General features: G+C 49.8%; 17 protein-coding genes. 12 read left to right on the forward strand and 5 right to left on the reverse strand.

Annotated features, from left to right (window positions below; genetic code table 11):
- Window positions 1–6: 6 nt before the first annotated feature.
- A complete protein-coding gene (locus IMCC21906_RS06365; protein ID WP_052763403.1) occupies window positions 7–3,822 on the forward strand; it encodes a pilus assembly protein in 3,816 nt (1,271 codons plus the stop codon).
- Window positions 3,819–4,271, forward strand: a complete 453-nt coding sequence (locus IMCC21906_RS06370; protein ID WP_047011465.1) for a type IV pilin protein — start codon at window positions 3,819–3,821, stop codon at window positions 4,269–4,271. Before IMCC21906_RS06365 ends, IMCC21906_RS06370 begins: the two co-directional genes overlap by 4 nt.
- Window positions 4,272–4,315: 44 nt before the next feature.
- Here IMCC21906_RS06370 and IMCC21906_RS06375 read toward each other — a convergent pair whose 3' ends face one another.
- Window positions 4,316–5,680, reverse strand: a complete 1,365-nt coding sequence (locus IMCC21906_RS06375) for a sigma-54 dependent transcriptional regulator (RefSeq protein ID WP_047011466.1) — start codon at window positions 5,678–5,680, stop codon at window positions 4,316–4,318.
- Window positions 5,677–7,275 (reverse strand): PAS domain-containing sensor histidine kinase, encoded by a 1,599-nt coding sequence (locus IMCC21906_RS06380; RefSeq protein ID WP_047011467.1) that lies wholly within the window; start codon window positions 7,273–7,275, stop codon window positions 5,677–5,679. Before IMCC21906_RS06380 ends, IMCC21906_RS06375 begins: the two co-directional genes overlap by 4 nt.
- Window positions 7,276–7,488: 213 nt before the next feature.
- Between IMCC21906_RS06380 and IMCC21906_RS06385 the strand changes: the two genes are divergently transcribed.
- Entirely contained in the window at window positions 7,489–9,117 is a 1,629-nt protein-coding gene (locus IMCC21906_RS06385) for an NAD+ synthase (RefSeq protein ID WP_047011468.1), read from the forward strand.
- 64 nt (window positions 9,118–9,181) lie between these two features.
- Here the strand turns inward: IMCC21906_RS06385 and IMCC21906_RS06390 are convergent, their stop codons facing one another.
- Window positions 9,182–10,045, reverse strand: coding sequence for an outer membrane protein assembly factor BamD (locus IMCC21906_RS06390; protein ID WP_047011469.1), 864 nt, complete (start codon window positions 10,043–10,045; stop codon window positions 9,182–9,184).
- An 86-nt stretch (window positions 10,046–10,131) separates the two neighbouring features.
- Here IMCC21906_RS06390 and rluD point away from each other — a divergent pair, with 86 nt between their 5' ends.
- The 7 genes from rluD (at window position 10,132) to IMCC21906_RS06425 (ending at window position 18,794) form a co-directional block, all read left to right on the forward strand.
- On the forward strand, window positions 10,132–11,088 hold the full coding sequence (gene rluD, locus IMCC21906_RS06395; RefSeq protein WP_047011470.1) for a 23S rRNA pseudouridine(1911/1915/1917) synthase RluD: 957 nt from the start codon (window positions 10,132–10,134) through the stop codon (window positions 11,086–11,088).
- Entirely contained in the window at window positions 11,088–11,855 is a 768-nt protein-coding gene (pgeF, locus tag IMCC21906_RS06400) for a peptidoglycan editing factor PgeF (RefSeq protein ID WP_047011471.1), read from the forward strand. Before rluD ends, pgeF begins: the two co-directional genes overlap by 1 nt.
- Before the next feature lie 124 nt (window positions 11,856–11,979).
- Window positions 11,980–14,571 carry an ATP-dependent chaperone ClpB gene (clpB, locus tag IMCC21906_RS06405; RefSeq protein ID WP_047011472.1) on the forward strand — a complete coding sequence of 864 codons (2,592 nt, stop codon included), beginning with the start codon at window positions 11,980–11,982 and terminating at the stop codon, window positions 14,569–14,571.
- 163 nt (window positions 14,572–14,734) lie between these two features.
- Window positions 14,735–16,342, forward strand: a complete 1,608-nt coding sequence (locus IMCC21906_RS06410) for a DUF4331 domain-containing protein (protein ID WP_231580330.1) — start codon at window positions 14,735–14,737, stop codon at window positions 16,340–16,342.
- A gap of 13 nt (window positions 16,343–16,355) precedes the next feature.
- The gene (locus IMCC21906_RS06415; protein WP_047011474.1) at window positions 16,356–16,604 is read left to right on the forward strand and encodes a hypothetical protein; all 249 of its coding nucleotides are present in this window, start codon (window positions 16,356–16,358) and stop codon (window positions 16,602–16,604) included.
- Between the two features lie 94 nt (window positions 16,605–16,698).
- Window positions 16,699–17,715, forward strand: coding sequence for a lipopolysaccharide assembly protein LapB (locus IMCC21906_RS06420; RefSeq protein WP_156166004.1), 1,017 nt, complete (start codon window positions 16,699–16,701; stop codon window positions 17,713–17,715).
- 5 nt (window positions 17,716–17,720) lie between these two features.
- The gene (locus IMCC21906_RS06425) at window positions 17,721–18,794 is read left to right on the forward strand and encodes a HupE/UreJ family protein (RefSeq protein ID WP_231580346.1); all 1,074 of its coding nucleotides are present in this window, start codon (window positions 17,721–17,723) and stop codon (window positions 18,792–18,794) included.
- 29 nt (window positions 18,795–18,823) lie between these two features.
- On the opposite strand, the gene IMCC21906_RS06430 is transcribed toward IMCC21906_RS06425, so the two are convergent.
- Complete coding sequence (locus IMCC21906_RS06430; RefSeq protein WP_047011477.1) at window positions 18,824–19,267, reverse strand: DUF4124 domain-containing protein; 444 nt, start codon at window positions 19,265–19,267, stop codon at window positions 18,824–18,826.
- A gap of 472 nt (window positions 19,268–19,739) precedes the next feature.
- Between IMCC21906_RS06430 and IMCC21906_RS06435 the strand changes: the two genes are divergently transcribed.
- Both IMCC21906_RS06435 and ilvN read left to right on the forward strand, forming a co-directional pair.
- The gene (locus IMCC21906_RS06435; RefSeq protein WP_047011478.1) at window positions 19,740–21,488 is read left to right on the forward strand and encodes an acetolactate synthase 3 large subunit; all 1,749 of its coding nucleotides are present in this window, start codon (window positions 19,740–19,742) and stop codon (window positions 21,486–21,488) included.
- Complete coding sequence (ilvN, locus tag IMCC21906_RS06440) at window positions 21,488–21,979, forward strand: acetolactate synthase small subunit (protein ID WP_047011479.1); 492 nt, start codon at window positions 21,488–21,490, stop codon at window positions 21,977–21,979. The genes IMCC21906_RS06435 and ilvN overlap by 1 nt, the downstream gene beginning before the upstream one ends.
- Before the next feature lie 218 nt (window positions 21,980–22,197).
- On the opposite strand, the gene crp is transcribed toward ilvN, so the two are convergent.
- Complete coding sequence (gene crp, locus IMCC21906_RS06445; protein ID WP_047011480.1) at window positions 22,198–22,836, reverse strand: cAMP-activated global transcriptional regulator CRP; 639 nt, start codon at window positions 22,834–22,836, stop codon at window positions 22,198–22,200.
- Window positions 22,837–22,851: the final 15 nt, after the last annotated feature.

Genomic DNA, 22,851 nt, shown 5'->3' on the forward strand with positions numbered 1-22,851 from the left:
CATATAATGATTAGTTTCTTGCATCTAAACGTGTTTAATGTGAACCGAGCCGCTTACTTTTTATTAGGTATTTTACTGGTATGGGCTTCTTCTTCTTTTGCAGAAGACTGTGAGCTGGAAGTTAATACGGGTGGCTATGTTGGCGGCTTTTTTTCTGTTGACTCCCATACCTTCAGTGAGCTGGAGGAAGTAACTGACGTTGTAAATATAAATGTGGATCCCGCTACTTTTGGAAGTTTTTCCTTGTACTCCTGTCCGGCCGGGAGTTATTCCTTTAATGATAATATCCTGACTACTGAAGCTAGGTGTCGAGCTGTTTTCACTGTTGTAGGCATTAAAAAAGATTGCGAACCAGATGAAGTAGATCCCGTTGATGACAATATCGCTCAAAAGCCTTTGTTTCTGACCCAGTCGGCGCCACCAAATGTGATGTATATCCTTGATGATTCGGGGTCTATGCAGTTTGAGTTGATGCCGGATGATATTATTTACAGCAGTGCTAGGTATATTTATCCACGGGCGAACGGTGTGTATGGGGGAAATGATTACGACAATTATGTACCGACAGTCGATGACAACAACGGGTTTAATGCCCGCAGCCGTTCTCCCCAAATTAATACCGTGTATTACAACCCTTCCAAAACCTATCGACCCTGGGTAAAAGCGGATGGCAGTCATTACCCGGATGCAAAACCAAGCTGCGCTCTACACAATCCTGAGCGAACTACTAATTCATTTGATGCCTCGCGTTGTCGCAACCTCACCACAACAAACAGCAATTACAACAGTAACCGCTGGTATAGCTGTAATAGCAGTGGTAGCTGCAGTTATACCACTAATAATAAAAATTACTGGCCGGCCAAGTATTTCTGGTACAAGGGTAGTGGTAGTACTTGGAATTGGGATAATTTTAATGAAAAAGAAATTCGCTTCACCACGTTGAATTATACCGGGGAGGGGCGGGAGTTTCGCGATGATTGTCTTGCTAGGGTTTTGGCTACTTGTACTTATTTAGAAGAAATTCAAAATTTTGCTAATTGGTATACCTATTACCGATCTCGCGTACTGACGGCACGGGCTGGAAGTGGCTTTGCTTTTGCGACTCAAGGTGGAGGGCTTCGGGTAGGGTTTGGCAGTATCAATCAAGGGAGCACCAGTGTTGATGGCGTTAATAGCTCTGTTATTGTCAATGGAGTGAGAACTTTCGACGGCGCAAACCGAGCCAATTTTTTTGACGCTTTGTATGGCCGGACTATCCCTAATTCAGGGACGCCGTTGCGAAAAGCGCTTGATGCAGCCGGCAAATATTTTTCCCGTACAGATAATAAAGGACCTTGGGGTAAAACGCCGGGCACGAATGACAACACTGAACAGTTAGCTTGTCGTCGTAACTATACGGTATTAACCACAGATGGTTATTGGTCGGGTGATAGTGCTGGTGGTGATCCAGCCAAAAACAATGATGGCACCGATAACCCCACTCATAGTAGGCCAGTGGGAGATAGCTATTCTTATAAAGCCAAATCACCTTTTAGTGATAATCGTAGCGATACATTAGCTGATGTGGCTATGTATTATTGGAAAACAGATCTGCGCAGCGATATGGATAACTTGGTTTCTCAGACCAAGGGTAATCCGGCATTTTGGCAACACATGGTGACATTTGGAGTGGGAATCGGTGTAGCGGGAAGCGTTGATCCCGATACGGCTTTTGCTGCTATAAACAATGGGGCAAGTGTTTCTTGGCCTAATCCAACTAGCCAGGAACTGTATAAGATTGATGACTTACTGCATGCTGGTGTCAATTCGCGAGGGGGGTTTTTTAGCGCTTCTGAACCCGATGTGTTTGCGAATGAATTATCCGATGTTTTGCAAACAATCGCGAATGAAAGCAAGTCATCTGCATCTTCTGTTGCGGCTAACTCTACCCGTTTGGATTCGGGTACCTTAGTTTATCAAGCCAGTTTTAATAGCTTGGAATGGTCGGGTCGAATTCAAGCATTTTCGCTTAATAGCAACGGTAGTTTAAATAATATAATTTGGGATACCAATAATAATGCAATTCCTGCCCATGGTTTGCGAAATGTTTTTACTGCTGTAGGTAACCCTGGGGCGACTACAACATCGTCCGTGGCTTTCTCGGTGTCTCAGTGGGATAACCTCACGGCAAACCAAAAAGCCGCTTTGCGTAACGGCGATAGCGAGGATATAGGTAAAGCCCGAATTAATTGGTTGAGAGGTGATCAAAGCAAAGAGGGTATCTTGTTTCGACAGCGCTCTGAAATACTCGGTGATATTATTAACTCAGACCCCTTTTTCGTTGGGGCGACGGAGAATTTCGGTTACGGGAAATTGAGTGGAGCTGAAGGCAGCAGCTACCTCACTTTTTTGAATAGTAAATCCAGCCGCACGCCAATGATTTATGTTGGCGCGAATGACGGTATGCTCCATGGCTTCGATGCAGCCACCGGCAGCGAGAAAGTCGCCTTTGTTCCGGCCGGTGTCTACCCACGTCTAGCAAGTTTATCTGACCCCGATTACGAGCACCGTTATTTGGTGGATGGTTCACCGCGAGGAGTAGATGCCTATGTTAATGGTAATTGGAAAACGGTGCTTGTCGGGGCTACCGGCGCAGGTGGACGTTCGGTATTCGCGCTGGATGTCACTGATCCTAGTTCAATAGGAGCTGGAAATTTGTTGTGGGAGTTTTCTACGGCATCAAATGCGACGCATAAATTGGGTGTTGCCATGAGTCAGCCCACGATTATACGAGTCGCAGCGAGTAATAAGTGGGTTGCTATATTTGGTAATGGCTATGCATCTGGAGACAAACTTAAACTTTTTGTTGTGGATTTGGCTACAGGGACCTTGTTGAAGGCAATAAATACGGGTGTCAGTGGGGTCGATAATGGTTTGGCAACGCCAGTCCCCGTTGATATTAATAATGATCGAATTAGCGATTATGTCTATGCGGGAGATTTAAAAGGGAATTTATGGAAATTTGATCTTACCGGTGCAACCACAGGCAGTTGGTCTGTTGCGTATACAGATAGTAGTGGAATAGCCAAACCCCTGTATAAATTTGTTGATGCTTCAGGTAATACCCAGCCAGTGACCTCTAGACCCTCTGTTGGTGTGCATCCTGCGGGTGGAAACATTATTTATGTAGGAACGGGAAAATACTTTGAATTGAATGATGCTGTTGTGCCAGCTAGCCCGCAAGTTCAAGATTTTTATGGTATCAGAGATAATGGCAGCGCCTTTACCGGTAGAGACAAGCTGTTGACGCAGACTATTGAGTTTGAGGGAACTGCGACGACCAAAGATGGTTCGACTACAAGCAATAAAATCCGTGTAGTTAGTAATAACGGCACTAACTCGCCACCTGATTATGGCTGGCACTTGCGCCTGTTGCCGCCGACGAATACCGCCACAGGAGAACGGGTTGTTTCTCAGCCAGTGTTGCGTAATGGACGAATTATTTTTGCGACTATTATTCCATCAAATAATATTTGTGGTTACGGTGGCAGTAGCTTTTTGATGGAATTAGATGCGATTAATGGCGGGCGTATCACCGATCCGACCTTGGATACCAATAACGATGGCAAGGTAGATTATCTGGACGTGGTGTCCATTAATGGAAATTATTTGCCTATTAGTGGTATTGGTACGGACGAAATGATTAAAACCCCAGGTATCATTGGTGCCGGTGAATTGGAGTATAAATATACGTCGGGTAGCAGTGGATCTATCGGTGTCGTTACTGAAAGCGCTGGTGCCCAAGGCGAAGCCGGCCGTCAATCGTGGAGACAGTTGCAATGAGAAATCGGCAGGATCGCATCCAGGGCTTCACTCTGATGGAGTTGATGATTAGTGTTGCGATAGTGGGGCTTTTGGCCGGTATCGCCTACCCAAGTTATTTGTCTCAAGTTGCTAAGGCCCGGCGTAGTGAGGCAACCAGTGCACTCATGTCGGGTGCTCAAGCTTTGGAGCGTTATTACTCCACTAATGGTCGTTATACCACCACTGCAGGTGGGAGCACTTTACCTGCAGTCTTTCCCACAAAAGTGCCAGATAATGGCGCAGCGTATTATACGATTGCGGCAACCGGTACACCGGCAGCTAACAGTTTTACGCTAAGGGCGACTCGCTCGGGCAGTATGGCTGGGGATGACTGTGGCGATTTCACGATTGATGAAACAGGCGGGCTGGCCCTTGCAAGTAAACCTAGCGGTTCTACAAAGACCTTGTCGGATTGTTGGCGCCGGTAAGCGAGAGCATTTTGAATGCAGTCGCTTCTACGGTGCTGTTTTTCTTAATCCAGCTCGTATTTTTTTAACTTATATCGAAACTGCCGAAAGGTGACTCCCAGTGTTTTGGCAGATTCGGTTTTGTTCCAACGGTTGTTTTCCAGTGCTTCGCTAATAATTTCTTTTTCGATTTCAGCTAAATATTCTTCCAGGCGACCGCTGGCCCCTTGCAGATGAGAGTCACCACTTGCGTTATCGCTTGTCTGTAAAGGGCCATTAGCGCTAGGCAGGGATAAGTCTAATTCCGAAATTTTTCCGCCATCGCAAAGGGTGGCAGCCCGTTCTATGATGTTTTCCAGTTCTCGCACATTTCCCGGAAACGCATAAGATTGCAGTGCTTTAATGGCCGTCTGATCAAGGGCTGGGGCAGTCAGCCCCCATTCACGACTGATTTTTTCAAGAATAAAATCAGCCAGCAAGGGGATATCACTGGTGCGGCTGCGCAAACTTGGCACTTGTAATTCAATCACATTAATCCGGTAAAACAGGTCACTTCTGAAATTTTCGGAGGCGACGGCCCGGCTGAGGTCGCGGTGTGTGGCGCTAAGTATGCGCACGTCGACCGGTATTTCTTGATTTGAACCAATGCGTCTGACGGCTTTTTCTTGAATGGCTCTGAGCAGTTTTACCTGCATATTAAGGGGGAGGTCGGCAACTTCATCTAAGAACAAGGTACCGCCATTGGCCGCTTCAAATAAGCCTTCTTTGTGGTCGTAGGCGCCGGTAAAGCTGCCTTTTGCATGACCAAAGAATTCGCTCTCTACTAGCTCATCGGGAATGGCACCACAATTAACGGGCACAAAGGGCGCGTCTCGACGGGGACCGTTAGCATGGATAAGCCGGGCGACCACTTCTTTACCGCTACCGGATTCGCCGCTGATATAGACAGGCGCTTGGCTTCGAGCGAGTTTGTTGATCTGTTCACGTAGCGTTTTGATGGCGGGGGTTTCGCCTAACAACCGCGGATTTTTGCTGCCTTCAACAGGGGGGGGGCGATTATCCAGGCGCAGTGCAGATTTAACTAAATTACGTAATTGTTCTATCGAAACCGGTTTGTTTATAAAATCAAACGCGCCGGCTTTTAATGATTCGACTGCTAGTTCCATGCTGCCGTAAGCGGTGAGTACTGCGACCGGTGGCGGCACCTCACACGCTTGTATGGCACTGACGATATCCATACCTGAACCGTCAGGCAGTTTAATGTCGGTGAGACATAAACTGATCTCTTGGCTGCGTAAGTGCGTTAGCGCTTCGGCAACGGTAGATGCGGTGAGCGTGTTTAGTCCCATGCGACTAATGGTGATATCTAAAAGCTCGAGGATATCGGGTTCGTCGTCGACGATTAAAACGTTTTGTTGATGGCTATTCATAATGCTCGGCTTGGTAGCCCGCCTCGTGAAGGGTGAGAGAACTGCAGTCTAAAGCAGCTGTTGTGATCTTTATCTCGCCGGTAGTGAATGCTGATTTGATTGGCAAGGCAAAGCTCCCGACATAGATAGAGGCCCAAGCCATTTCCCTTATTTTCAGTGGTAAAAAATGGTTCAAAGATTTTATCTTCCTGCTCGGCTGGGATGCCAGGGCCATTATCAATAATGTCTAAAATAACGGCTTCGGAAGAGGGGTTGCTACTGAGTTGAAAGTGTATTTTAGCTATGCCGTGAGCCTCTGCTCCATAGCGAACGCCGTTCTCGGCGATATTGGCAATAATCTGTCGTAGTTGACTAAGGTCAACATTGATATTGGCTTGGGAGGCATGATTACTTATTTTAAACGCTACTCTTTCGCCTTCGGTTGGGCGCCAATCGGTGCAAAATTCGCTTAGCCACTCATTGAGATCAATATGCGTAGGCTGGGGTGACCTGCCCCGGGACATTTCAAGAATGTTTTTGATAATGCCGTTCATGCGGTGGGCATTAGATTCGATGATGTGGGTGAAGCGTTTGTCGTCATCGCTGAGTTCGGGGTTTTCTCGCAATAACTGGGCTGCGTGGCTAATGGCGCTTAAAGGATTGCGTATCTCGTGGGCGATGCTGGCAGTAAAGCGCCCCAGTGACGCCAGTTTCATATTTTGAGCGCGTTGACTAATTTTGCTGATGTTTTCTAAGTACACTAACCGGTCGCTATCGTTGTGCTCTCCCAATGTGATCATATTGGCATAAACCTCAATCTTACCTTCGCCAGCGTTAAATAAAACGCTGCCCTGCTGCTCAGATTGAGCCAAGGAAATTAATTCTTTCGGTGCAATATCTTGGCCTGCGGCGTCGGTATCGAACTTCCCCAGTAACTCTTCCGCAGCTTCATTTAGCATACGAATATGACCCTGGGGCGAAATCAACATCACACCCGTTTGCATTCGTTGGACAATCATTTGATTGATTTTGGAGAGCCGCTCAATGTCATTGCGCCGATGTTCAGCCAAGTTCTGAGCGGTGATGATTTTAATACTTAAATATCGAATTGCGATGGCAATGGAGAAATAGGCAATCCCCATTAAGCCTGCGACTACAAACTGCTGGGTGCTGGTTTTATCCGATAAACTTTGGACTGCAACCTCTGTTAGTGCCGAGATACTTGCCAGTGCGGCAATGGCCAAGCTGAGTCTGGCTGGCAGGCTGGCGCTGCTGACACTAATGGTGACGAAAATGAGTAATTGTAAGCCGGAGTCTGCCCCGCCAGAGGCATAACTCATAATAACCAGTGCGGCAACATCGACCAGCAGCTCGGCAAATATCTCGGTATGGGTGTAGCGGTGGGCAAAAATACTGTGCCGAAGAATCAAGGCAATGGCAAAGATCAGGTAAATTGGCGAGGCGTAGGTAAATAAGGGTGGCTCAACCGAACCCAGTATCAGTTGATCGGGGCCGAAGAAAAAGAGAATGAACAAGGCGCCAGCCAGGATTTGTCGGTAGCCGGCGTAAAAACGCATCACCGCCCGGCGTTGAGCAATATCTTGGCTTGCTAACATAAATTAAGCTCGTCATTCTTTTTGGGGTTTTAAGTGTGCCGCGATCTAGAGTCGCACAGCTTCTGCAGCCGCTCTCTAGTGTATATCGCTGATTAGGGGGATGCACTCAGACATATTTGCTAGAATGCCGGTTTTGGTTAACACCGCGCTTGCATTTTGCCACGCTGGTGGACTTCCTCCCGACAATATTTTGCTTTAATGGACAGACGGCCCATGACTTCGCTACGTATCGTAATGGCTCAGATTAACCCGGTTGTGGGCGATATCTCTGGAAATACCGATAAAATTATCGAAACAATTGAAAACGCACTGTCGTTGCACGACCCGCAATTGATTATGTTTCCCGAACTGGTGATCACCGGTTATCCCCCTGAAGACTTGTTGCTGCGCTCCAGTATTAGCCACCGGGTTGAACGGGCGTTGCAGCGTATTGCCCCCTATGCGCAAAATTGCTATGTGGTGGTGGGCTACCCCCGCCATGTTGATGGAAAACTTTTTAATGCTGCCGGTGTGTTCTTTGGTGGGCGCTTGGTCAACGAGTATTTTAAACAGTGTCTGCCCAATTATCGGGTCTTTGATGAGAAGCGATATTTCCAAGAAGGCAGCGAAACCTTGGTCATGGACATCTTTGGTGTGCCCACGGCAATCAGTATCTGTGAAGATGTTTGGGAAGACGCTCCTACCAGCAAGGCCCGAGCGAAGGGGGCACGGTTAATGCTCAACCTCAGTGCCTCACCGTTTCATGCAGGCAAACAGATTGAAAGGGAAGCACTGCTCGCTCAGCGGGCGTGGCAGGGGCGTATGCCATTGGTGTACTGCAATTTGGTGGGCGGGCAGGATGAGTTGGTGTTTGATGGCGCCTCTATGGTGGTGTCTGAGCAGGGCGAACTTATCGCCCGTAGCCCGGCTTATCAAGAAAGCCTGGATTGTGTTACCGCGCACTGGGATGGCAACAGTCTGCAGTTTGAAGAGGGCTTGATCACTGACTTAAAACCCGTGATGGAAGATATCTACCAGACATTAGTTCTCGGCGTGCGGGATTACGTCAATAAAAACGGTTTTAAAGGGGTTGTGCTGGGTTTGTCTGGCGGCATTGATTCAGGCTTAACATTGGCGATTGCGGTTGACGCCTTGGGCCCTGAGCGGGTTGAGGCGGTGATGATGCCTTTTCGTTATACCTCGTCTATGAGCCTTGAAGATGCTGAGGCTCAGGCAACATTGCTGAATGTGCCGTATAAAGTGATTCCCATTGAAGGGATTTATGACAGCTTTATGAGCTCGCTAGATGAAGAGTTTACCGGCTTGCCCGTGGGCAAAACTGAAGAGAATTTACAAGCCCGGTGTCGGGGTGTGTTGCTGATGGCTATTTCAAACAAGAAAGGCTATTTAGTGCTGACCACGGGTAACAAGAGTGAAGTGGCCGTGGGTTATTCCACCTTGTATGGCGATATGGCGGGGGGCTTTGATGTCCTGAAAGATGTGTCTAAAGTCCGGGTGTTTGAACTATCCCGTTATCGAAACGGCGTGTCTCCGGCCATTCCTGAGCGGGTTATTACCCGTCCGCCTTCTGCGGAGTTAGCCCCAGACCAAAAAGACGAAGACAGCCTGCCGCCCTACAGCGTGCTGGACCAGATTTTGGAGCGCTACATTGAACAAGACGAAAGCGCTGAGACGATTATTGCAGCGGGCTATCATCGGGAAACGGTCTACCATGTGCTGCGACTGGTTGACTTAAACGAGTATAAACGTCGCCAAGCGCCCATTGGAACGCGGATTACTGAACGCGGTTTTGGCCGCGACCGACGTTATCCCATTACTCAAAAATGGCCGATTGGCGATTAATTGGCTTAACGCCAGACATAAAAAAACCGGCTCATGCGGCCGGTTTTTTTATGTGGAAGCGCTTTTAGTCTTCTCGGTTATCGAACTCGGGTGGATCGTAGCGATCCAACAAACCCATGGTGGCTTGGTTGATAATGGAGCGCTCGCCATCTAAACCCACTTGGCTGACAAAGTTGCCGTTTTTGTCCAAAGAGGGATGGTCCGGAAAATTCTGACGTAAGACCATTAGCGGTTGGTCTGCCAAATCTTTCATACCCAATAAGAGGTAAGCCTGAACCATAACTGCCAAGGCATCGGGCACGGCTTTGGTCTGGGGCATGTTCTCTACCACGTAGCGGCCACGGTTGGCGGCAGCCAAATAAGCCTTACGCTTAAAGTAGTAGTTGGCAACATTGATTTCGTAACGGGCTAAGCGGTTACGAAGATGAATCATCCGTGCTCGGGCGTCATCTGCATAGGGGCTGTTGGGAAAGCGCTGCAGCAGTTGACGAAAATCGTCAAAGGATTCCGTCGCTGCTCCGGGATCACGGGTGGTGGTATCGGTGGGAATAAAACGATCCAGAATGCCCTCGCCACGGGTATAGTTGGCAAGGCCGCGCATATAATAGGCGTAGTCTACGCTGCCATGGCGGGGATGCAGGCGAATAAAACGGTCTGCTGCGGCAACTGCGGCCTCATTGTCGCCACTGCGGTAGTGGGCGTAAATGATTTCCAGCTGGGCCTGATCTGCGTAGGGACCAAAGGGAAACCGGCTTTCTAGCAGCTGAAGGTTTTGCACAGCAAGTGTAAAGTTTTTGCTTTTGATGTAGCCTTGCGCGGTTTCGTATAACTCACGCTCCGAACTGTCGGGTTTATCCTGCTCACCCGCACACCCGGCGAGTACAGCGCCCAGCGTAATTAATGCGATGATTTTAAACACAGCTTTCATTTATTGTTTCCAAATAGCGGAATTGATCCCCGTAACCGCGAGGGCCTGCTATTTAACCACAGCGACGGAGTGGTATAAAGAAGCCTATGGCGGATATCATACAGCGACAGGAAACTGTCCCCCAGACCCTAAGCGGCGCCCGATTTGACCAGGCGGCCAGTGACTTGTTCCCGGAGTTCTCCCGGTCGCGCCTGCAAACGTGGATCAAAAGCGGCGAGTTAACCCTCAATGGCACCAGCGCCCGGTCTAGAGACAAGGTTTTGGTGGACGATGAGTTGGTGTTAAAAGCCACTCTTAAGGCCGAAGGCAACTGGCAGGCCGAAGATATTCCTCTGAATATTGTCTTTGAAGATGAGCATATTCTGGTAATTAACAAGCCAGCTGGTTTGGTGGTGCACCCCGGTGCAGGCAACCCGGCTGGGACTTTGTTGAATGCCTTGCTCAATCACAACCCCGATCAGGAAACGATTCCCCGGGCTGGAATTGTTCATCGCCTGGACCGGGAGACGACCGGTTTAATGGTGGTGGCAAAGACTCTCAGCGCCCACAGCAACTTGGTTGAACAACTCCAGGCCCGAGATGTGCACCGCGAATATGACGCCGTGGTCTTGGGTAATATGACCGGTGGTGGTCGGGTTGAAGAACCCATTGGGCGACATCCTCGCCAGCGAACCAAAATGGCAGTGTTACAGCACGGCGGCAAAGAGGCCATTACCCATTACCGTATAGCCAAAAAATTTACCGATCACACCCACATTCGTTGTTTTCTGGAAACGGGGCGCACCCATCAAATTCGGGTCCATATGGCGCATATCCGTTATCCGCTGATTGGTGACCCCCTTTATGCTGGGCGTCCTCGCATCCCTAAAGGTGCCAGCGAAACCTTAATTAATACCCTGCGGAGTTTTCCCCGTCAGGCGCTTCATGCCCGAAAGCTTGAGCTGGAACACCCCATTAATAGAGATACCTTGAGCTGGGAAGTGCCGCTGCCAGAGGACATGAAAACCTTACTCGCCATATTGGCAGAGGAGGATAAACGCTAGTGTTGCTGACACCTGATTGGCCTGCTCCAGACAATATTGTTGCACTGAGTACCAGTCGGCTTGCGCCCGAAGGCTGTATTGGGGCAAGCGCGGGGGTATTTGCAGGCTTTAATTTGGGTGACCATGTTGGCGACGATGCCGATGCTGTTGCTCGCAATCGGCAGAGTTTGCTTGATCATTGCCCAAACTTGAGTCGCATTGCGTGGTTGGAGCAGGTACACGGTACGGCAGTGGTGACGGTAGATGAACAGGATCAACATATTGCCCGAGCAGACGCAGCCATAACGCAACGCCATGGTGTGGCCTGCGCGGTGATGACGGCAGATTGTCTGCCGGTCTTGCTATGCAGCCGCGATGGCAGCGAAGTGGCGGCCGCTCATGCCGGATGGCGTGGCTTATGCCAAGGTGTATTGGTCCGTGCAGTTGAAGCGATGAATGCGGCACCAACGGAGATTATGGCGTGGGTCGGACCGGGGATTTCCCAGCGGTTTTTTGAGGTTGGGGCCGAGGTAAGAACCGCCTTCCTTGAGCAATTTGCCGAGCTGAGTCATAAGGAAATTGAACGTGGCTTTCGAGAATCTTCCCAATCTTCAGCACATTTTTATGCCGACTTGCCTGGACTTGCCGTAGCCCAGCTGCAAGCCTTGGGTTTGCCGTGGGTGGATGCGAGCCAGCAATGCACCTATCAACAACAAGATCATTATTTTTCTTTTCGTCGTGATGGCCGCTGTGGCCGTCAGGCCAGTCTTATTTATATCCGTTATTAATATGTAGTTGTGCTTATCTGCACTCTGTGACTCTTGAAAGCAATGCACTCGCCCCCATTTTATAGCTATAGATTGGCGAGCCCCGTGTTCTGGTGCTCGCCGTAGCAGATGGGGAGAGTATCCAATGCGATTAGATCGTTTTACCAATTCCTTGCAGACCGCAATTGCCGATGCACAATCTTTGGCGGTAGGCAAAGACCATCAGTATATTGAACCACAGCATTTGCTGGCGGCCATGCTTAAGCAGCAGGGTGGTAGCGTTAAGCCATTGCTCTCACAAGCTGGCGCCAATATTCCTGTTTTAGAGCAAAGTTTGACTGCTGCACTGGACGCTCTACCCACGGTGCAGGGCACGAGTGGCGATGTGCATGTGTCTCAAAATTTGGGCCGGGTGTTTAATATCGCCGACAAGCTTTCTCAGCAACACCAAGACAGCTATGTGTCCAGCGAGTTGATCCTGCTCGCCATGCTTGAACAAGGCGGCGACTTAGAAAAACTCGTTAAGCAGGCCGGTGTCGATCGCAAACGTCTTGAAGCCGCTATCGATAAAGTGCGTGGGGGGCAGACGGTGCAAGACGCTGGTGCGGAAGAATCCCGTCAGGCGCTAAATAAATACACCATAGATCTGACCGAAAGAGCGGAGAGTGGCAAGCTCGACCCCGTAATTGGCCGCGATGATGAAATTCGTCGCACCATTCAAGTGCTGCAGCGTCGGACCAAAAACAATCCGGTGCTAATTGGCGAACCGGGAGTGGGTAAAACCGCGATAGCCGAAGGTTTGGCACAACGTATTATTAATGGCGAAGTGCCCGAAGGTTTAAAAGACAAGCGCGTATTGTCATTGGACTTGGGGGCGTTGTTGGCCGGTGCGAAATTCCGCGGCGATTTTGAAGAGCGCTTAAAAGCCGTGCTCAATGAACTGGCCAAGGAAGAAGGTCGGGTGATTTTATTTATTGATGAACTGCATACCATGGTCGGCGCGGGTAAGGCAGAAGGCGCGATGGATGCGGGCAATATGCTTAAACCCGCCCTGGCTCGGGGTGAGCTTCATTGCGTTGGCGCGACCACGCTTAATGAGTATCGCCAATTCATCGAAAAAGATGCCGCACTCGAGCGTCGCTTTCAAAAAGTCTTGGTAGATGAGCCTTCGGAGGAGGACACCATTGCGATATTGCGGGGGCTGAAAGAGCGCTATGAGGTGCATCATGGTGTAGACATTACGGATGCGGCTATTATCGCGGCCACCCGATTGTCGCAGCGCTATATTACTGACCGTCAACTTCCCGATAAAGCGATAGATCTTATCGATGAGGCGGCCAGCCGCATTCGCATGGAAATTGATTCCAAACCTGAGGTCATGGACAAGCTTGAGCGTCGCTTGATTCAACTGAAAATTCAGCGTGAAGCCGTCAAAAAAGATGAGGACGAAGGCGCTAAAAAACAGTTGGCAAAACTTAACAGCGATATCCACCTCGTTGAGAAAGAGTTTGCCGATCTGGAAGAAATCTGGAAAGCGGAGAAAGCGGCGCTGCATGGTTCTGCCCAGATTAAAAGTGAGCTGGAGCACGTTAAGCTGGACCTCGAAGCGGCACGGCGTGTTGGCGATTTAAGCAAAATGTCAGAACTGCAGTACGGCGTGATTCCCGATTTGGAAAAGCGTCTGGCGTCGGCGGATGCTGCTGATCTGCAGGGGGAGATGCAACTGCTGAGAAACAAAGTCTCAGACGAAGAAGTTGCAGAAGTGGTGTCGCGCTGGACCGGTATCCCCATTAATAAAATGCTGGAAGGGGAGAAAGATAAACTTTTGCGGATGGAAGATGAACTTCATAAGCGGGTAATTGGTCAGTCAGAAGCGGTAGAGGCTGTCTCCAATACTGTGCGCCGTAGTCGAGCGGGGCTCAGTGACCCCAATCGTCCCAATGGTTCTTTCTTGTTTCTTGGCCCTACTGGCGTAGGTAAAACCGAGCTATGCAAGACCTTGGCAACATTCTTGTATGACAGTGAAGACGCCATGGTGCGGATTGATATGTCTGAGTTTATGGAGAAGCACTCCGTTGCCCGTTTGATTGGTGCGCCTCCCGGTTATGTAGGCTATGAAGAGGGTGGCTACTTAACAGAAGCCGTACGACGTCGCCCATACTCGTTACTGCTGTTGGATGAGGTAGAGAAGGCTCATCCCGAAGTGTTTAATATTCTGTTACAGGTTTTGGATGACGGACGTCTAACCGATGGCCAAGGCAGAACGGTGGATTTTCGTAATACTGTCATAGTCATGACCTCGAATCTTGGTTCCGACGTGATTCAGGATATGACCAAGGCCGGTAGAGACTATAGCGAGGTGCGTTCGGCTGTGTTGGATGTGGTCTCAGGTCACTTCCGGCCCGAGTTTATTAACCGGGTTGATGAGCTCGTGGTTTTTGAGCCGCTGGGTAAATCGGCTGTGAGAGATATTGCCGGTATCCAGCTGGGTATTCTTAACCGTCGCTTGGCGGATAAGGATATGCATTTGGATGTGAGTGACGAGGCAATGGCACGGTTGGCTGAGGTTGGCTTTGATCCGGTGTTCGGGGCTCGGCCATTGAAGCGAGCCATTCAACAACAGTTTGAAAACCCTCTTGCGCAGGCGATTTTGAAAGGGGAGTTTGTCGCTGGTTCTGTTATTTCAGCGAAGCTGAACGGAGATAAGATCGTTTTTGCGTTGTCGACTTTGCAGTAATCCCTTCTTGTATTCCCACCCAAGCCTCCGAGCGTGTTGCCGGGGGCTTTTTTTATTTTCTTTTTTGCGACTGTGTCCTGATCCAGTTGGTCTGTGTTTGGCGTAGCACTAACTCTGAAACAGAAATAACAAGTAACGTCCGCGGAAAATTATGGGGAAGATTATGAAGAAGCCAGCAACCGGGCGAGTGCTCCTCTCGTCCGCTATTACCTTATGTGTCTTTAGCAGCATGAGCTTTGCCTCAAGCCACCGGGAAGCGCCTTTTATTGCAGGCTCACCCAAAGTAGACGGAACAGACTTTTATATGTTCCGCAGCTACGAGCAAAATCGTGATGATTTTGTCACGCTGATCGCAAACTACCAGCCCCTCCAAGATGCTTACGGCGGTCCAAACTATTTCACCATGGACCCCAATGCCCTCTACGAAATCCATATCGATAATGATGGCGATGCTGTAGAGGACCTTACCTTCCAGTTCAGATTTAACAATCAATACGGCCAAGCCAACATACCGGGTGTTGTCACCAACGGTGAAGTTGATACGGGTGCTGGCGGGGTGCAAGTGCCACTGGCGGCAGTCGGCGGGGGAAGCAACACCACACCGGGCGCACTGAATGTGGTTGAAAACTACACGGTCAGTGTTGTGACTGGGGACCGGCGCTCAGGTTCTGCTCAACCGATAACCGCTGCGGGTGGGAACACCTCTACCTTTACCAAGCCGGTAGATAATATGGGTGAAAAAACCATTCCCGATTACGCCGGTTATGCCCAGCAATTTACTTATAATATTGATGTCCCAGGTTGCAATGCTACAGGCGCAAAATTGTTTGTAGGCCAGCGCCGCGAAGGCTTTGTGGTTAATTTGGGTGAAGTTTTTGACCAAATTAGTTTAAATCCATTGGGTGCTCGGAACTCGCGCAGCAATACCATTGGCGATAAAAACGTCACCAGCTTGGCGTTGGAGTTACCGGTAGAGTGTTTGACCAATGGCAGCGATCCCGTTATTGGCGCGTGGACAACCGCCAGCAAGCCCCAGGGTCGAGTGTTAAACCCCAGCCCTGCTGGTCCAACGGATAACGATATGGGCAAAGGCCCTGCTGTCGAGTCTGGAGCATGGACACAGGTTTCGCGCTTGGGTAATCCTTTGGTGAACGAAGTGGTTATTGGCATTACGGATAAAGACAAATTTAATGCCAGCGAGCCTAAAGATGATGTAGAAAATTTTGGCAGCTATGTGCTGTACCCAACGCTCCCTGCCTTAGTAGAAGTGTTGTTTGGTGTGCCCGCTCCCGCGCCAGAAGGCGGTCGGGCTGACTTGTTAGCCGTATTTGTGACCGGTGTTACCACTGGCCCCAATGATACCCCTGCTGATTTTAAATTTACCGCGCCTGCAAACCTGACCACACCGGGTGAGATGCTGCGTTTAAACACAGCTATTGATCCTGTTATCCCCGGTTCACAGGGCTACAGCGATCTTGGCTTTTTGGGCTGTGACTTAGCTGGTTTCCCCAATGGCCGTCGGGTAACAGACGATGTGGTTGATATTGCCTTAACCGTTGCTGAGGGTGCATTACTGGGCGAAAACAATTTGCAGACCTGTGACCTGAGTGGCGATTCGCCGGCTGTTGCCAATGGTGGTGCGGTTGTGAACGACGGTGCTTTGCCAGATAACAGTGATTACTCGGTGAGCTTCCCCTATTTGGCTACGCCAATTCCTGGGTCGCCCAATGAGTCAGCTGCTACCGCTGTTTCTGTATCATCCAACTTATAAGGTAGGAGGATCTATGAAAACGCTATTTAAGCTAGCGATACCCGTAGCTGCTACCTTGTTGTTATCGGCCTGTTTTGATGGCGATGATGACAACAACAATGGTAACGGTGGCGGCGGGGGAGACCCCCAGGCCACGACATCTGGCGAGTTGCTGAGCCGGGCATTAGCACAAAATGCCAATGCCGAGCCTATCCAAGTGAATGACTTGGATATTGAGGCTGGTGGCGACGATGCTGCTGCAACCTCTGCGTTGGCGAACTGATTTGCCGATGTTGTTGAAGCACGTAAAAAGGCGCGACAGTGTTGCTAAAAGGCTGTCGCGCCTTTTTTTGTTACTGCTATGCAGTTTTCCGGTAATGAGCTGGGCGCAACCCCCGTTGTGGTCTCCTGAAAAGGCTGACGCGGTGCTGATATCCGTGCCTGATAATGTGATCACTGCTGACGATGAAGCAACAGCGACTAAATCACCGTTAGTGCGAGCGAAAGCGGCATTAGCGCGATTCTCCGAGACGACAGACCCGCGTTATCTGGGTGATGCCCAGCGGGCGTTGCTGACGGTCAGTCCTGAGAAACAGAACGTTGAATTCTTTTTGTACCGGGCCTCCATGTATCAAAGCCTGCATCAATTTGATGAGGCTTCGACGGATTTACAAGCAGCTTTGAACGAGGAACCTGCCAATCGCCAAGCTCAATTGATGCAGTTTAATATTGCCTTTGTGCAGGGGGATTATGCCCATGCTGATCGCGCTTGCAAAAAACTGTCGGCCTCGGCAGATTTATACGCCGCCAGCTGTGAGGCTCATCTTCGTGCCGCGTCAGGGCAGGCAGGCCCGAAGGAAGCAAAGGCAGCCTTTACTGATTTAAAGCGGAGTTTAGCGTCTCGATTGCTGGGGGAGTCTCTGCAAGCCCAGCATTGGACTGTATCGACGCTGGCCGATATTGCTGAGCGGGCAACAATGTACGCTGAGGCAGAGGCGATGTGGCGACTGGCCATGACGATGCAGGCGAATGACCTCTACGCCCGAGATCGACTTTGTGAGCTGCAGTTAATACGAGGAAATATTCAATCGGCGCTTAAGGTGAGTGAAGGCTTTGAGAAACTTGATGCCTTGGCTGTCTGCCGGGCGACGGCACTTAAGGCCAGTGGCGATGCTGAACTATTGTTGGCGGATTTGACCCAGCGTTTTAATGAGGCCCAGTGGCGGGGTGAACTGCTGCACAAGCGGGCTTACGCTCAGTATCTACTGCTGATGCCTAACCAAGAACAAAACGCCTTGAGCATGGCAAAACGAAATTGGCAGAATCAACGTGAGCTACCGGATGAAAGACTATTGAGCGCTGCCAGCAACAAGGTTCATGGAGAGCAGCCTTGATTAAAGTGATTGCCGTACTTGTGTTTGCGTTGCTATCTAATGGCGCCTGGGCCCATAAAGCCAGTGATAGTTTTTTGTATTTTAATGGTGATAACCAGGAGCTGCGGTTGGATTTGGCGCTGCGGGATATGCTGCGTCTACAAGACATGGACCTGGACGGCGACGGTGCACTGCGCTGGGCGGAGCTTCAGGCTAGCGAGACGGCGTTTAAACGTTATATTAAGCAAGGCTTGAAGGTGCAGCAGCAGGGGCGTGATAAACATTGCCCCATCACGATGCGGCTAGCGGGGATCACTCAATATAGCGATGGGCCTTATGCCAGTTGGCTGATTCGCTCGCCTTGTTTTGCTGAGTCAAGCGGGCTGTCCTTAGACTATCAATTGCTGTTCGACAGAGACCCTTTACACCGGGCCTTGTACCGTCTTGCCGATGGCGAGAGTGAAAGTATTGGTGTGCTCTCACCCAGTCAGCATCGTTTATCCCTTGATGTTACTGACGGCTCTGCTTGGCAAACAATAAGCAATTTCTTTTATCAAGGTGTGATTCATCTCCTTCTAGGTTACGACCATTTGTTGTTTTTGCTGGTGCTGTTGCTCCCTGTTTTGAACAACAAGGAGGGGATATCAACACCGATGGCGGCAGTGAAAGAATTGAGCTGGATTGTCACCATGTTCACCCTGTCCCACAGCATTACCTTGGTACTGGCAACCTTGGGCTGGTTAGTGCTGCCGAGTGGGCCGGTAGAAGTGACCATTGCCTTGTCGATTAGCTTGGCGGCTTTGTTAGCATTTTGGCCGCATCGACGCTTTCAGCGTTATCTTGCGCTGGGTTTTGGTTTAATTCACGGCTTGGGTTTTGCGGGCGTGTTGGCCGGGTTGCTGTCTCAAAGTGCCTCCACGCCACTGGCGTTGGCGAGCTTTAATATCGGTATTGAAACGGCGCAAATTGCCTTGGTGATTATGGCAGTAATGCTGCTATACCCCATCCGGCACACGATGTTTTTTCAGCGTGTGCTGGTTCCCGGAAGCTTGGGGATAACGGCGATGGCAGGACTGTTCTGGGCGGTCAACCGGCTCTAATGCATCAGCGGTGTTTTTCTCGACCTCGCTTAAGAGTCGCAGTGTATTTTAACGGCTTCTTTCGCTCTGGCACGCTGAACCTCAATGTCTTTGGGGCTGAGTAGCTGACTGCTGCCGTCGGCATTGGTTACTCTGATTCGGGCATTGGCCTGCATCGATTGCAGGTTCCGTTTTGCCTTCTGGCAAATGGCGGGATCTTTTGGCGGGAGAATCTCCATTTTCTCTGGTTGCTTGTCGGAATCAGTTGGGCTTGAATTGCCGTTTTGTTGATTGGCAAATTCTGGCGCAGTGTAAGGCGTGTTACTACCGGTACTAATAAATTCATAGCGTTGGCCATGAGGCGGTTGTTGACTAAAATGCACCTCACCCCCTTCATCCTGCCAGCGATAATAACCTTGTTTACCAGCATGTGCGGTCGCGCAAATTCCCAAGCTTAGTAGCAAAAGTGCATTTACCAGAATAATTGTTTTCATGTGGCTGTCTATCGTTCCGCAAGTTTGTATTTGATTGTATCAGACCAGGTAAAGTTAGAGTCGGGCTGATTCTGAAGGGATTCGCCGTCAGTAATGCTATTTACCTACATTTCTGGTTGACATCTTAGGCGTCAGGCTAAAAAATACGCGGTCTGCCCTGATAGGGTAGCAATGGCTGTGTTCCGCGCCGCTTACCTGCGGCCACGTACAGAGTTCGGCTCATCTCGCCGGGCTGCTACAATTTTTTGTAGTTCCATTCACTCTGCAAACACATGACCTGTGTTGCGAGATTGCCCGCTTCGCTTATCCGGCGAGGCAAAAGAAAAGCCGTTAATCGGCATTTTTGGCATTTCGCCCGAGCCTGGCAGCGTGCCCGCTCGGTGGTAATGTGTTTCGTATCTTGTTTAGTCCCAGCGTTTTGTTGCGGCACACAAACAGATTTTTGCATTTTTGACTGAATGAGGGTCTTTCAGTGGAGTTGTTATCCGGCGGCGAAATGATCGCGCGTGCCTTGGAAGACGAAGGTGTTGAATTCATCTTCGGCTATCCTGGTGGTGCGGTTTTACATATTTATGATGCCTTATTTAATAAGTGTAAGGTGCCTCATATTCTGGTTCGACACGAGCAGGCAGCGACGCATGCAGCTGATGGTTATGCTCGTGCCACCGGCAAGCCGGGGGTGGTGTTAGTGACATCGGGTCCTGGGGCGACTAACGCCATAACGGGTATAGCAACGGCTTACATGGACTCCATTCCCATGGTCGTATTATCTGGTCAAGTGGCATCTCACTTGATTGGTGAAGATGCCTTTCAGGAAACCGATATGATGGGGATTTCCCGTCCTATTGTGAAACATAGCTTTCAAGTCAAATCGACGGCTGAAATTCCTGAAATCATCAAGAAAGCATTTTATATCGCTAGCACGGGGCGTCCTGGTCCGGTGGTTGTAGACCTGCCCAAGGATTTAACCAATCCCCATGACAAGTTTGAGTACCACTACCCCAAGAAAGTTAAAATGCGGTCGTATACGCCTGCTGCCCGAGGCCATTCTGGTCAAATCAAAAAAGCGGCAAGCTTGTTGTTGGCTGCCCGGCGTCCGGTGATTTATGCCGGGGGAGGTGTGGTGCAGGGCAATGCGTCTAAGCAACTGACTGAGCTGGCCAAGTCGTTGAACTTCCCGGTTACCAATACCTTGATGGGACTGGGCGCTTACCCCGGCAATGATCGTCAATTCTTGGGCATGCTGGGTATGCACGGCTTTTACGAGGCCAATAATGCCATGCATCACAGTGATGTGATTTTGGCTGTGGGCGCCCGTTTTGATGACCGGGTGACCAACACCACGTCTAAGTTTTGTCCCGGCGCGAAAATTATCCATATCGATATCGACCCTGCATCGATTTCTAAAACCATCGCTGCCGACGTGCCGATTGTTGGCCCGGTAGATGCGGTATTAACGGATCTGATTGCTGTGTTGGCAGAGCTGCGTGCACAGGAAAACAATCTTCCTGACCAAAAAGCGCTAGGCCTGTGGTGGGATCAAATTGAAGAGTGGCGCGATGCCCACGGTCTTTGGACCAAGCCGCGTTACGAACTGGATACGCCTTACATCAAGCCCCAACAGGTTATTGAAACCCTGTACAAGGTGACCAAAGGCGAGGCCTATGTCACCTCAGATGTAGGTCAGCACCAAATGTTTGCGGCTCAGTATTATCGTTTTCATGAGCCTCGCCGTTGGATCAATTCCGGAGGCTTAGGCACCATGGGCTTTGGTTTGCCTGCGGCAATGGGTGCTAAGTTGGCGTTTCCTGATTCCGATGTTGCCTGTGTCACCGGTGAAGGCAGTATTCAGATGAATATTCAGGAGCTGTCTACCTGCGCCCAGTACAAGATTCCGATCAAGATTATTAATCTTTACAACGGTTATTTGGGCATGGTGAAACAGTGGCAAGACATGCAGTACGAGGGACGCTATTCCCAGAGTGTGTATGAAGATTCCTTGCCGGATTTCATCAAGCTAACTGAGGCTTATCAGCACGTGGGTATTAAGGTAACTCAGTTGTCAGACCTTGAAGACGCGATGACAGAAGCCTTTGCTCGTAAAGATGAGTTGGTGTTTATGGATATCCACGTTGACCCCCACGAGCATGTTTACCCCATGCTGGTTGCGCCTAACGGCAACATGCGGGATATGTGGTTGAGCAAGACGGAGCGGACCTGATGAGACGTATAATTTCAGTTTTGTTGGAAAATGAACCCGGTGCCTTGTCGCGGGTTGTCGGTCTGTTTTCTCAGCGTGGCTATAACATTGAAACCCTCAATGTGGCGCCGACCGAAGACGTTACGATGTCGCGTCTTACCCTCACTACGATTGGTGACGATCATAAGATTGAGCAAATTACCAAACACCTTAATCGCTTAGTGGATGTGGTGAAATTGGTGGATTTGTCTGAAGGTGCACATATCGAGCGTGAGCTGATGTTGGTTAAGGTCCGGGCAACCGGTGCCCAGCGTGCCGAGATCAAGCGTTGCACGGATATCTTCCGGGGCCAAATTGTTGATGTGGGCCCCAGTGTTTACACCATTCAAATCACTGGCGCGGCTGATAAGCTGGATTCCTTTTTGGAAGCCGTAGGCGAAACCGCCATTATTGAAGTGGTGCGGAGTGGGGTATCGGGCATTGCCCGGGGTGAAAAGGTGCTTAGCCTTTAAACGGCTTGTTCAGTCTGATTTTGATGGGGCCTTCGGGCCCTTTTTTGTTGCGGGATGTTCTTCCTTCGACCTCGTTTTCAGGTTTTATTTTTTGCAAAATAAAAGTTAAAACGAATTCAAATCAATGCAGCAGTGTGTCCAAAATACGTTTCAGAAACTAAAAAGGGCCGTTAAGGCCCTTTACAAAAAAACAGTGTTGAAATAGCAGAAAACAGCGATCAGCGTGTTCCGTGCACCACCATTGTTTTACCTTTCACCTGTACCAATCCCTGTTCCTCAAGGGTTTTTAGGACCCGGCCAACCATCTCTCGAGAACAGCCAACAATGCGGCCAATTTCTTGGCGGGTAATTTTAATTTGCATACCGTCGGGGTGTGTCATCGCGTCGGGTTGTTTGCAAAGGTCGAGTAAGGTGCGGGCAACCCGGCCGGTGACATCCAAAAAAGCGAGGTCGCCAACTTTTCGGGTAGTCAGGCGTAAGCGCTTGGCCATTTGCCTGCCTAAGGCTGCAAGAATGTCGGGATATTGATCGCGAATTTCCTGAAATTTACTGTAGCTGATTTCAGCGATTTCACATTCGGTGCGACTCTTCACCCATGCGCTGCGGCTGGGGGGGATGTCGGAATCAAAGACTCCCATCTCGCCAAAGAAATCGCCTTTGTTGAGATAGGCGACAATCATTTCGCGACCTTCATCATCTTCAATAATGACGGTGACGGAGCCCTCGATAATATAGTAGAGCGCGTCGCTGTCATCACCAGCATAAATCAGAGTACTTTTAGTAGGGTAACGACGCCGATGGCATTGCTTGAGGAAATTTTCCAGACTTGGTATATCGTGATTCAAGGTGTTGAACACAGGCGGTGTCTCTTT

The sequence above is a fragment of the Spongiibacter sp. IMCC21906 genome (genome assembly GCF_001010805.1).
Lineage (GTDB): Bacteria > Pseudomonadota > Gammaproteobacteria > Pseudomonadales > Spongiibacteraceae > Spongiibacter.